At 34.6% G+C, this 12,069-nt stretch carries 14 protein-coding genes; 1 reads left to right on the top strand and 13 read right to left on the bottom strand.

Going from position 1 to position 12,069, the window contains the following annotated elements; all coding sequences use genetic code 11:
• Positions 1-152: 152 nt before the first annotated feature.
• From GILLI_RS05745 to GILLI_RS05705, 10 genes are all read right to left on the bottom strand, one after another.
• A complete protein-coding gene (locus tag GILLI_RS05745) occupies positions 153-1,199 on the bottom strand; it encodes a flavin monoamine oxidase family protein (protein WP_006988163.1) in 1,047 nt (348 codons plus the stop codon).
• A 297-nt stretch (positions 1,200-1,496) separates the two neighbouring features.
• The gene (locus GILLI_RS05740) at positions 1,497-2,078 is read right to left on the bottom strand and encodes a GNAT family N-acetyltransferase (protein ID WP_006988162.1); all 582 of its coding nucleotides are present in this window, start codon (positions 2,076-2,078) and stop codon (positions 1,497-1,499) included.
• Between the two features lie 305 nt (positions 2,079-2,383).
• On the bottom strand, positions 2,384-2,794 hold the full coding sequence (locus GILLI_RS05730) for a hypothetical protein (RefSeq protein ID WP_006988160.1): 411 nt from the start codon (positions 2,792-2,794) through the stop codon (positions 2,384-2,386).
• A 210-nt stretch (positions 2,795-3,004) separates the two neighbouring features.
• Complete coding sequence (locus tag GILLI_RS19215; protein WP_415830514.1) at positions 3,005-3,088, bottom strand: nuclear transport factor 2 family protein; 84 nt, start codon at positions 3,086-3,088, stop codon at positions 3,005-3,007.
• A gap of 36 nt (positions 3,089-3,124) precedes the next feature.
• A complete protein-coding gene (locus GILLI_RS05725; protein ID WP_006988159.1) occupies positions 3,125-3,934 on the bottom strand; it encodes a class I SAM-dependent methyltransferase in 810 nt (269 codons plus the stop codon).
• A 133-nt stretch (positions 3,935-4,067) separates the two neighbouring features.
• Entirely contained in the window at positions 4,068-4,388 is a 321-nt protein-coding gene (locus tag GILLI_RS18840; protein WP_245545604.1) for a GNAT family N-acetyltransferase, read from the bottom strand.
• Positions 4,389-4,415: 27 nt separating this feature from the next.
• Positions 4,416-4,625 (bottom strand): GNAT family N-acetyltransferase, encoded by a 210-nt coding sequence (locus tag GILLI_RS18835; protein ID WP_245545603.1) that lies wholly within the window; start codon positions 4,623-4,625, stop codon positions 4,416-4,418.
• A 166-nt stretch (positions 4,626-4,791) separates the two neighbouring features.
• Positions 4,792-6,645, bottom strand: coding sequence for a MutS-related protein (locus GILLI_RS05715; protein ID WP_006988158.1), 1,854 nt, complete (start codon positions 6,643-6,645; stop codon positions 4,792-4,794).
• A 179-nt stretch (positions 6,646-6,824) separates the two neighbouring features.
• Positions 6,825-7,244: a hypothetical protein gene (locus GILLI_RS05710; protein ID WP_006988157.1), complete on the bottom strand. Its 420-nt coding sequence runs from the start codon at positions 7,242-7,244 to the stop codon at positions 6,825-6,827.
• 432 nt (positions 7,245-7,676) lie between these two features.
• Complete coding sequence (locus GILLI_RS05705; protein WP_006988156.1) at positions 7,677-8,714, bottom strand: chemotaxis protein CheB; 1,038 nt, start codon at positions 8,712-8,714, stop codon at positions 7,677-7,679.
• 750 nt (positions 8,715-9,464) lie between these two features.
• Between GILLI_RS05705 and GILLI_RS05695 the strand changes: the two genes are divergently transcribed.
• Positions 9,465-10,460: an endonuclease/exonuclease/phosphatase family protein gene (locus tag GILLI_RS05695; RefSeq protein WP_006988153.1), complete on the top strand. Its 996-nt coding sequence runs from the start codon at positions 9,465-9,467 to the stop codon at positions 10,458-10,460.
• Between the two features lie 483 nt (positions 10,461-10,943).
• On the opposite strand, the gene GILLI_RS18830 is transcribed toward GILLI_RS05695, so the two are convergent.
• The 3 genes from GILLI_RS18830 to GILLI_RS05680 form a co-directional block, all read right to left on the bottom strand.
• Positions 10,944-11,108 carry a hypothetical protein gene (locus GILLI_RS18830; RefSeq protein ID WP_245545602.1) on the bottom strand — a complete coding sequence of 55 codons (165 nt, stop codon included), beginning with the start codon at positions 11,106-11,108 and terminating at the stop codon, positions 10,944-10,946.
• A gap of 129 nt (positions 11,109-11,237) precedes the next feature.
• On the bottom strand, positions 11,238-11,561 hold the full coding sequence (locus tag GILLI_RS05685) for a type II toxin-antitoxin system PemK/MazF family toxin (protein WP_006988151.1): 324 nt from the start codon (positions 11,559-11,561) through the stop codon (positions 11,238-11,240).
• The gene (locus GILLI_RS05680; RefSeq protein WP_006988150.1) at positions 11,552-11,797 is read right to left on the bottom strand and encodes an AbrB/MazE/SpoVT family DNA-binding domain-containing protein; all 246 of its coding nucleotides are present in this window, start codon (positions 11,795-11,797) and stop codon (positions 11,552-11,554) included. Before GILLI_RS05680 ends, GILLI_RS05685 begins: the two co-directional genes overlap by 10 nt.
• Positions 11,798-12,069: the final 272 nt, after the last annotated feature.

The raw sequence follows: 12,069 nt of genomic DNA, 5'->3' as shown, positions 1-12,069 counted from the left end.
TTTTCTCATGATTTCAGGACGGGTCAATATGCTGTATAATCTTGGTAACTCAAGTAGCGTGGAGTAGGGACGGCTTCTTGTCGGTTTTGTTATTTTGTTACCTGGTATCTAAAATATCACTTTTTACTCGATTGCCCGCTGTTTGCGATAACCTACTTGTGGGCGGCAGCTATTTTTTTAGCAGTTACATTCGCTGAATATACCGCACCATCCATATATCCAGGAAATTCTGAAGCTGATTCAGAGCCTGAAATTAATAATTTATCATCAAAAAAGGACTTATTAAAAATTGGGTTGCCATTATTTTGATGAGGATAAGGAGCGCTATTGGATTCTTCAAAAGTATTTTCTTCTTCGCTCCAGATGCATTCCTCATAATCAACAAACTCTCCGGCTTTCTCTCCAAAAACATTTTTTATTTGATCAACAACACAAGCTCGCCTTTCTTCATAAGCCAGATTTTTAAAGGAAGCATTTATGAATCCACAAAGTGCGTATTTGGATCTTTTGTGGTTACAATGATCATATAGCTCGTTAATAGGTCCGGTATTACTGAACAAAGTTCCTGATAGATTTTCTTGTTGCCAAAATGGTTGATCATAGGTCAAAGCAACCTTAATGGAATCCTCCATCCAGGTATGTGTTTGTGTAGCGATATTCATCAAATCACTTGGTAAATGAGGCTCAAACAAGATTTTTTTCGCCCACAATTTAGGAGGTATGCACAAAATAACCCTGTTTCCTTCAAAAACATCTTTCGCAATTACCTGAACAGAATTTTCATGGAATTTAATTTCTTTCACAGGTTGATCTAGTAATACTTCATCCTTATCTAATTTTTGGTACAATGTGTTTATAAGATTGGATGTACCACCGGAAATCCTGTAACTAGGTGGTTGACTGGGAATTTGTATAGATTCTGCTGGTGAAGTAGCGAAGGGCTGAAAAAAGACTGTGCCTTCCATATATTGTTCAAAGTAATCTATTCCTAATTCTTTCAACACTGCTATTAGATACTTGTGTTGAGTGCCAAACCAGGTCGCGCCCAATTCAAGGGGTGTATTGTCAGTTCCATATACAGTATGTATTCTCCCACCAACCCTAGTTCTTGCCTCAAGAATTTTAAATGGAATACCTTCTTGTTTTAGACGGTAAGCTGTTAAAAGACCCGATAAGCCTGCTCCAATTATTATAATCATTTTGTAAAAATAATGAAGTTGAGGATGAATTTTCTAAACTGCAGTAATTAATATAGAAGGTTATAAAATCTATAGTTAGAATGACATTCCAAATTAATTCCGTTTTAATCCCTCATTAGGGGTTTAATTCCCTAGGTTTTTGAATCACGCCAAGGCTCCGGTTAACACAGGTAGCGTGGAGTAGGGACGGTTTCTTGTTGATTTAGTTTTTTTTACCTGGTCTCTAAAATATCACTTTTCACTGCCCTCTCGCTATTTGCTGGTTAACAGACTTATGGGCAGTGCTGGTTCCAGGTTTTATTCTTTATTTTTTTCAGCTTTTTGAAATTGAGATTTGAGTAATGAGTAAATTTCACTATCTAAATACTCACCATTATAGTAATAATTCTCTCTAAAATAAGCTTCTTTCTGGAAACCCATTTTTGTCAATATTGCGCGTGAATTCTTGTTTTCCGGATTAATATTAGCTTCTAAACTATGAAGATTTAATTCATTAAATCCAAAATCAAAAATTTTAAACATTGCTTCCTGCATAAATCCATTTCCCCAAAATTCTGGTTTTAAGGTATATCCAATCTCCGCTCTGGAATTTTTACCATCTATTTTGAAAAACGCAAAATCACCCATAAACTTATTGGTTGATTTCTCTATAATAGCCCAAAAGATTCCAGTCCTTTCTTCATACATTTTTAACTTTACAGATATAAATTTTTCAGAATGTTGAGTTGTCAATTGTCTTTCCGAATCCATATAAATCATGACTTTTTCATCTGAACGGATTACTTGTACCTCTGGAGCATCTGTCAATTCCAACTTTCGTAAAGAAAGCCTTTCGCTTTCTAACTCGGGAAAATTCTTAAAGTATATTTCATTAATCATATTCTTTGTGACTTATCTGGTGAAAATGCTTACACATAACGGCAATCTAAATAAAAACCCAGGTTTACTGTTAGTTATAGACCAAAATAAGTTTTTTAAACCTGGGTTTAGGAGTAGTGAAAAAATTAGGGTTTACGGTATCGCCTGGATATAATGCCATTAAAATGCCTTTGTAAGCTAGCTTGTTGGTTGAGTTAATATTTTTTTTGGAAAATCTACCCGCTATTTGTGAAAGCCGCTGTTGAGCTACTGAGTCAATGTTGGCCCTTACCGGCCAAACAAATCTTAAATATTTTGTATAGTGCTCAACCATCATTTTTCAATTTGGATAGACGTAAGAAGACGTAAATAAAGAAGACAAAAAATACCCAATCATTTATTCCATAAACTGAATAAAACATTCCAGCCATTAAATCTTTTTCATAAACATCAGAAATATTATTATTAAGGATCCAGTTTGTCCAAACACATCCATAAATTAATTTTTCAACGGCAAATATGCCAACAAGCCATTTTACTTTGTGATAATTTTTTGCGACAGACATGTAGGCTAATCCCCAAATAAGAATCATTAATAATCCAAAATTGGACATTACGTTGGGATCAAATTCTGGAATCGTAGGATTCGTAAATAATCTTGAAAAAATTAAAACTGACGCGTTCATTAATCCAGCAATGATGAAACCTTTTGTAATTGTTGTATTTTTTATCGTCATATTTCTACTAATTTATTAGTTAGATTTAGGTGCGTTGAGTTATTTCATAAAACTCCCAGGTTTTATAGTACGCAAAAGGTTTAGTCTAAAAACATTGTGAGATGGCCAGCCTAGCTTTTCCCAAAGAAATTTAGAAGCCAGCAAACGAGCAACTATCATTTTTTAAGCCTAAAAATAGCAATTTTTTATACGCGTTGCTGTAACAGGTTTTTATTCTTCTGTATTGTTTAGGGGTGAATGATGCTCGTGGACTATTCTCCAACCATTTTCAGTTTCAAGAAATAGCAATGTCATTTGTTCATTCAGTTTCTGGTGGATCCGTTTACTCCACTAGCTGTTGTTTTTCTTTGTTGCTACAATCGAATAAACCATTGGAATTTTGTTGTCTAAATGTTTTATTCTATATTTTTTGGTTTCAAATTCTGTTGTTTTATTAAAACAATTGTAAGGTGAGTAATCAAATTCATCAAAAGATTTAATTTCAAGTCCGTTTTTTATCAAACTGTTAATTAATTCGCTAAGACTGTGATTCCACGTAACAGATTCTTGTGTTATATCAGCACTTTTGTCAGCATAAGTCCCGCTTTCGGATTCCACAATAGCACCAGAATTAAAATAATTGTAACTAATTTTCTTAAAATTGTCGTCAAACATCCAAACTACAGGATGAAATTCTACAAATACAAACTGTCCGGTTGGTTTTAAATATTGAGATACTATTTTTGCCCATTTGTCTAAATCAGGTAGCCAACCAATTGTTCCATAACTTGTAAAAACAATATCAAATTGTTTGTCTAAATGTATTGGTAAATCGTAAATGTCACAACAAACAAAATTGGCGTTTGATTTTGTGTCTTTTGCTATTTGTTTAGCACTTTCAATTGCTTTGTCTGATAAATCTACGCCTGTAACTTCTGCTCCAAGTCTGCTCAACGAAATAGTATCTTGTCCAAAATGGCATTGTAAATGCAAAATCGTTTTTCCACTTACATCTCCAAGTAAGTCTAGCTCAATGCTATTTAAAGAAGTTTTCCCCTTTAAAAAACTGTCAAGGTCATAAAATTCCGATTTCAAGTGTGTATCGGTTTTGTTATTCCAGGACTGTCGATTAATTTCTATGTAATTATTCTCTTTCTTCATTATGCTAAAGTTGGTGTTTCAAAATAACTGCTAGTGGTTTGTTTCACAAGTTGGCGGGAGTAGGGACGCTTTCTTGTCGGCTTTTTTGTTTTTTACCTGTTCTCTAAAATATCACTTTTTAATCAATTGGACGCTATATACTGTTGCGATAACCGCTTTTGTTGGCTACCGGCCGGTATATTTCAAAAATTATATTTTCTAAATTATTCTGATCTATTTTGTTCTCATTTAGAATGAAATTGTTTTTGATTAATAGACTAATCGAGCTTTCATTTTTTTTATGTGTAAAAGCTTCTATTTTCTCAAGATTTAATATTTGAAAACCAAAATTCAGTACCTCCTTCATAGATTCATCCATAATTCCTGTTTTCTGATATTTTGGATTTAAGTCATATCCAATTTCTGCCGTTTTTTTATCTTTTGAAAAATTCCAAAGACAAATCGAACCAATCATTTTTTGATCGTTTCGACTTGAAATACTCTAGTAAATAATCTGGCTTTTGTTAATCTTTAAATTGATTTCTTTAATAAAATCAATAGCTTTCTCTTTAGTATCAGCGTTTGGCCTTTTTACAAATTGATTTACAATTTTGTCAGAACGTAAATAAGAAATATTTTCCCAATCAGATTCCTTTAATTTCCTAAGCGTCAATCTTTCAGTTTTTAAAATTGGGAAATCTTTAAAGTTCATTTGTGAGTTTTTTCAAACTTGCAACCAACGCTCTCTCAAAAAGACAAGTGGTGCGGAATTTTGGATGCTGGTTTGTGGTCTTGATGGTTTTGTTTGTTAAAAGAAAGAATTTAGCTCTTTTCTATCAAACCCGCCATATCCGTTATAGTTTGTTAGATGCCGTATTTTATTCGATTTCACTTTTTGAAATATTCGATAAAATATTAATTCCACTTTTTTTCATAAGTTCACTAGCGTTAAAATCATAACATATTTCAGGGTGAAGTTCATAACTGAAAATCATTGAATTATCTTTAATCTCACTATTAAAACTATAATTGGTAACTAACTTATTATTCCCCACTAGTTTTGCAAGTTCAATATCGTGCGTTGCAATAATACCTGACGTTTTAAGCTTACTTATTTGATTAACCAATGAAAAACCTCCTCTATGTCTATCTTTTGAATTTGTTCCCTTAAACATCTCATCCAATAGAAAAAAAACATTGTGATTACTTTCTATTAATTTCAACATTTTTTCTATTCTATCTAATTCTGCATAAAAAGAAGAAACTCCTTCCTTCAAATTATCCTGGGTTCTCATACTGGTAAATAATTTCAGCTTAGTAATCTGCCCATATTTTGCACAACAAGGTGCGCCAGCTAATGCCAATACCAGGTTTACGCCAACGCTTCTTAAAAAAGTGCTTTTTCCTCCCATATTAGAACCGGTAATCATTACAACATCACCTTGTCCTTCTGAAAGAAAATTATTACATACCCGTTTATCTGGATTTATTAAGGGATGCCCCACCGACTCAAAATATACGTAGTTGTTCTTTTCTGTTATCTCTGGAAATGTATATGATGGGTTTGAATATGAAAAACCTGCAAAACTATTTATTACTTCAAATTCACTAACTACGTCTGCCCATAATTTTAAAAATGCTTTATTTTTTGTTTTCCATTTTTCTGTATCAATAATCAAGTGAATATCCAATAGCAGGAAAAAGTTTAATAGAGTATACATGGCATTTCCACCTATTGGTACCTTTGGTATAGGTCTTTGTTGTGAGAAATCCAATATTTTGCATAGACTGCTAATTTCATTGTATGCTGAATATTTGCCATGGATTAATACTGATTGTAAATCGTATAATTTTTTTGACTTGAAATTTTCACTTTCAATTTTGTTGATAAGTGTCCGGTAACCCCTTAAAATTTGAAGATTCTTAGTTGAGGTTTTAACGATATCCTCCGCCATGGGTTTTACCTTTTTTAAAATCATATAGTTGATTAGCAAAACTAAGATCATGAGAGAAAAATAAATAATCACCTTTTGTGAACCCAGGTTAGCATAAAAAAAGTATGAGACAAGCAATAACAGAACAGGAAGGATTAATGCAACTGCTATATATATTCTTCGATATTTTAATAAAACAACAGGTTCTTTTACCCAATCTAACAGTTTAAAATAATCACTTTTTTTATTTTGAAAGTGCATGCCTGCCGCCTGAAAATCTTGCCTCCACTCTAATTTTTGAGATAATTCTTTTATAGCTTTTTGTCTGTCAAGTATTTCATTATTAGATGCAGGTTCAGACAACCATTCTGATAAGAGTATATTCCCTGACTCGGTAGTTGTCCTGTTAACTAACTGAAAAATAGAATGCTGCCCGAAAATATCTAGATCTGAAGTGTATGGGTGATTTGGATTAATGAACTTATGTCCGGTATCAAATCCCTCCAGATTACATTTTTCTCTTAGAATTTCAAATTCATTTATTCTTTTCAGGAATGACGTATGTTTTGTCAGGTAAGCTATTTTGGTATGATGCTTTAAAACTAAAGCAAAACATATTATTGAAATAGGGAAAACAATAAAAAAGGGAGTAAATAATTCGTTACTAAACAAGTATATAAGAATGATACTTGAAATTAAAAAAATAAATAGCCTAAGAAATGAATTACGATTTAATAACTTGTTTAGCTTAAGTAATTTGGTGTCATATATTTTTGTATTATCTCTATATATTTTCATTGTTTTTCAACTTAAAATGCTTCTGAATATTGAAATACCGTGATGGCTCATCTTTAATATGGCATGTAACGGTCTTGGTCCGCAAGTGGCGTGGAGTACGGACGGTTTCTTGTTGATTCTGTTGTTTTTTACCTAGTCTCTAAAATAATACTTTTCACTAGAAAGCCCGTTATTTGCTGTTAACTGATGTTGGCAAATGGCGTTTTTTCAGATGGTAAATTCAGTTTTTTTAAGATATTTTTCAACCGGGAAAGCGACGTTTCTTCAATTAAGTCCGTCTTGATTTTCAATTTTTGAGATTCAGTTATTAGTATATAATCGTTCCCTTTCTTTTTAATCAAATTAATCTCATCTAGGTTAATTTTCTTTCCATATCCATATAGTATATTCTTTCTAATAGTTCCAGTTTCTACTTTCAAATATTGATTAATTAAATCGTATAGATAGTGAGTGATATATAGAATTCCAAGGCCTAAGAATATATAATCTGACCATCGTAAATTGTCATCTGTTATTAAATTATATATTCCAATTCCAGTCCATAGTAATCCAAGTATTAAATTACCAAAAAGTGTTTTTTTCTTAAATCTAATTGTCATTTTATATGTTATTTTTAGCTTATTGCCAACGTATTATATTCCATTTCTTTTATCCCAGAATATATAATGCAATCGGGATAAGTAGAGTTTATCACATTTCAAGTAAATCTATTAAAATTTTGTTAATACCGCATAGAGGAAAGCGCAAAGTTAAAATATCTTAATCGCAAACCGGATTGCTAAAACATTTTGAAGAAAGGCTGTGTGGTTGGACGAGCAAACACATCATCGAAAACCGCCCAGCAAAACTTGTCCCTAACTACTTTTGGGAAGACCCGCTTGGCATCTCCAGAGTGAAGCCGAAGGATCTGGTGGTTTAAGAGGCTCACTCCTTCATTTAATGGCGGAGCCATCCCCTCAATTGTATGCCGTTTTTACTTTTCCAACCAAGATGTGTCCCTCGAAGTAAATAATAAAAATTGACAAAACGATTTATAAAGTCTTTTGGGTGGCGAATAAAATTTCTTTCATCTTGTTAACATGAAACTGTATGTCTTCTCCTTTTTCCTGGTAGCTTGCTGCCATTTTAGATAAACCGTTTTTATTGTTATCATCTTCCATTTTCTTCAGGAGCGTTCTGCGTTCCTCCATAATGCGCAAAGCTATCCATAGTGTAGATTCTAATATTTCACCTTGTTTCACTACCAAATCTTTTTCAGAATACGAATGCCCGATATGACATCGGTACCGGTCCGATTTTTCCTGCCCGTCCCGATGATTATCGGGATCATTCAGGTTATCATTTTGTTTGGGGATGTCCCACAATCCGCCCCCACAATCAGGACAGGCATATATACTTTTAACGCCCAATTGTTTTACATTTTCATAATCCACCACTACTCTTTCCGCAATCTCAGATTCAATAATAACATCTTGTGGGGCAGCTATTTCTTTGGGGTTCGTTTGAGAAATTTCAAAAAATGTCTCACCCATTTGATCGAGCGGAATGCAGTAATCAACATCCATGTTATTCAGAACCGATAGGGGCATGTCAGGATATTCTGCTTGGTTAGGGTCTTGCACGATGCAGGTTCCTCCACTTCTTTTAATGGCCAACATGCCCGTGGTTCCGTCATCAAGTGAGCCCGTTAATACAACCCCAATAACTCGTGTGCTGTATGCGGCAGCGGCTGAACGAAACAATACATCAATTGAAGGTCGCCAACGATTTTCTTCAGGACCCCGACCAAGAATAATTTTGTTTTTCTTGACGAGTAAATGTTGATTGGGTGCGGCAACGTAAATATGCCCTTTTTCTATTTTAGCATCTTCTTTTGCTACTTCACATTTTAAAGAGGTATGTGGTTGAAGCCTATGTACTAAAAAATCACTGATACTTGTGCGGGATAAGTGCATCACGATAAAAAAAGCCGCATCTGTACTGTCTTTCAACTGCGAAACCAATTCAATCAATGCATTCATGCCGCCTGCGGAAGTGCCAACTACAATAATAAAGTTTGGTGCTTTCATTTTTAAATTTTTATGATTATTAAGAATACTTCCGTTGATTTGAAAACGAAGGAGAAGATAATAAAAGTGTCCCAGTCGGTTTCATGTTAGCAAGGTTCCTTAAAAGTCTTGTCCTAATATATGAAAAGAAGCGGATTTTTTAAACACTTACTTTTCGGATAATTACAGACCTTTATTTTATGCTTATACTTTCGTTTTAGCACTCATTCTGCTATTCTTTATACACATTGTGTTTGTGCCCGGCATGGGCATCTTTTTCCTATCTAAGATATAGTATTAATCTTGAGGGTGCAAGTCCCTTATGGGCAGGGGTAACCCTTCGACTCCGCTCAGGATAAACAAGGTAGGAAGAAGATTGGGATTCAGGACCTTCCGGCCTCAGGGGTATCTAATTTAATCCCTCAATAAGGGTTTAATTCCCCTGGCCTGCCCGAAATCAATTTCTTTAAGGCGGGCCTGCCCGAAATCAATTTCATTAAGGCGGGCCTGCCCGTACCGTTCGGGCGGGCTTGCCCCGAGATTCTTGATTTATATATTCTTTAATAAGTGCTAATTATAGGATGATTCCGTTGGCTGCCCTTAGACTTGTAAAAGTTTTCAAAAAACATCAGAAGGTGGAGTTACCGCTGATAGCTATCTATAACAGACCTTATACTTTCTTGAATTCCCGTAAAGGAAGATCCCGGTTCATAAAAGGGCCCGGTCTGCAAATTTTTAGTACCTTAATTACCCTCGTATAAATTTTATAAAATGAATTTTAGAAAGGTCTTTCTTTATTTTGTTATTGTACTAAGTTGCCTGGTAATCCTCGCCAGCCTGCTATCCCTTTTGTATAACCTGCCTTTCTGGTATTCCAAATTGCTGGATTTTCCCCGACTGCAATATTTGATCCTGGCAACCGTGTTCCTGCTACTCTTTGTTGGCTTGGCTAAAAAGTGGAAGTGGCCATCGATCCTTCTGGTCTCGGGTCTCGTTGCAGCTATAGCTATACAATCCGTAGTTATCTTTCCTTACTGGTTTGGAGAAAAAGCAGTTCCCGATGCGGGTAAAAATTATTCCGAAGACAATTCCGTAAGTATTCTTCTGGCAAACGTGTTGATCAGTAATCGGGAGTCAGAAAAATTTTTGAACGTTGTTCGTGAGTCTGATCCTGACCTGGTGCTGGCAATGGAAGTCAACCAATGGTGGATGGACGAGCTGGAGATACTTAAGAAGAACTATCCTTATGTAATAGAACAGCCAAATGAGGAGGCCTACGGGATGGCATTATATTCCAAATTTCCTCTTCTGGATGAGCAGGTAAAATATCTCAAACATAAGGATGTGCCATCTTTTCACGCCAGGGTGCAGCTAAATTCCGGAAAGGAATTTTTGTTTCACGGGGTGCATCCCGTAGCTCCAATGCCCAGTGACAAATATCCAGACAACGTGGGAGAAGGGGAAGTGGCACTTCTCAAGGTTGGCAATTTTGTCGCGGAAGAAGAGATCCCTTCTATGGTAGCGGGCGATTTTAACGATGTCTCATGGTCCCGTACCGCAAGATTGTTTGGCAGTAGTGGCAATTTGAAAAATGTGCGGCTGGGGAGAGGGATTTATAGTAGTTTTGATGCCAATTCAAGGATCATGAGATGGCCGCTGGATCACTATTTTGTAACCGAAGAATTTCAAGTGGTGGCTCTCAGGAGATTATCAAAAATTGGATCTGATCATTTTCCTGTTTATGCTAAATTTGTTTTAGTTGAATAGCTAAAGACTCATGATCTATTGTGTTAGGCTTTACCGGCAAACGAATGCTTGGTTATGAGCTACAATATTTTTCAGTTTTATTTATGTTTTCAGTCAGTTTTCTATTCGCATATATAAAATGAAATACAATTATTCTATAAAATGCTACTATTGGTAATTTGATATAATTCCAATATGGCTTATTGTTATCAAATCCCATTTGCCATATTCCCGTAATCATTTTTATCAAAATTACTTTTTCTAATTGAAAGTTTAAATTTTCTTTCAGAGTTCCGGCGAGCTTGCACCCAAAATCAGTCTATTTAAAAATCTAAGTTTACTGTCAATTATGGACTAAAATAAGTCTTCTAAACCTGGGATTATTGGCCATAACGCTGTGTTTGTAGCCACAAGGTAGTTCTTACCTGATCTTTCAAAGTGGCACAAAACGAACCGTAATATCCAGTCACGCAGCGATAGAAGGCTTTGCCACAGCGGGAGTTCTTAGTTTTCAGCAAATTTTAGTAAAGGATTTATATTTCCATTGTCAGCCTCTCTTAATGCCGTGATATATACTTTCCTCGTTTCATCCGCTTTAACCATATTTGACTTGTTCCAACTAAAAATTTCTTTTCCGAAAATAGATTCAATAATTATATCAGCCATCATTCTTGAGTGCCTGCCATTTCCATTGGGAAAGCAGTGAATTGATACAATTTTATGTTTAAATCAAATCGCAATCTCTTCAGGTGAATAGGTTTTGTTTTCTATCCAATATTTGGTGTCTTTTAGTACCTTTTAATCAACGAAAGTTTCTCTTATTACATCTTTTAATTTCCTTATTTCAGCACTTGTCAATTTATCAAAGGTATTTATAATTCGTGATTTGTCAATTGTTCGTATTTGGTCAATCGCCATCATTCCTTTTTTACCGCTCGATTTAAAAGAAACTCTTGTAGGGTATTTATTGAGATTTGTTGTCATTGGGACCACAACAATCGTTTTTAGATATTTATTAAGTTCATTTGGAGAAATTATTACGTAAGGACGGGTTTTTTTAATTTCACTACCAATTGTCGGATCAAGGTTTACGAGAACTATGGAATATTGTTTTAAATCCATTCATCAAAATCATCATCTTCAAACACACCATTCATCAATAATTGATCATCTCCGCTTTCAGCCATTTTTTTGAATTTATCTTCCCAGTTTTTTCTGGGAGATTCAATCGGTTTCAGGATTATATGGCCCTTTTCAAGAATAAGCTCAACTTTGTCTTTAATATTATATTTTAAAAGAATTGTTTTGCTCAAACGCAAACCTTTCGAATTTCCAATTTGTATAATTGCTGTTTCCATTACTCTAAATTTTGTAAATACAAAGTTATTACTTTTTGTCCAATATCAAAATTCTATTTTCGGTTTAAATTGCATTAATGCCTACGGTCTTGGTCCGAAAGTAGCGTGGAGTAGGGAGGCTTTTGCCGGCTTTATTGTTCGTATTGGAGTCTAAAATATAATTTTAAAATAAATGCATGCTATTTGCGGTTTCCGAATATTAGGAAGAAGAAGTCAGCAAACCTCAACGCGCTTTCTTTTTGCTTCATGAATGCTTCAGGCGCGAAGTCATG

The organism is Gillisia limnaea DSM 15749 (genome assembly GCF_000243235.1).
Lineage (GTDB): Bacteria > Bacteroidota > Bacteroidia > Flavobacteriales > Flavobacteriaceae > Gillisia > Gillisia limnaea.
The sequence above is the reverse complement of the archived record's forward strand: the minus strand, read 5'-3'. Positions and strand labels throughout refer to the sequence as shown.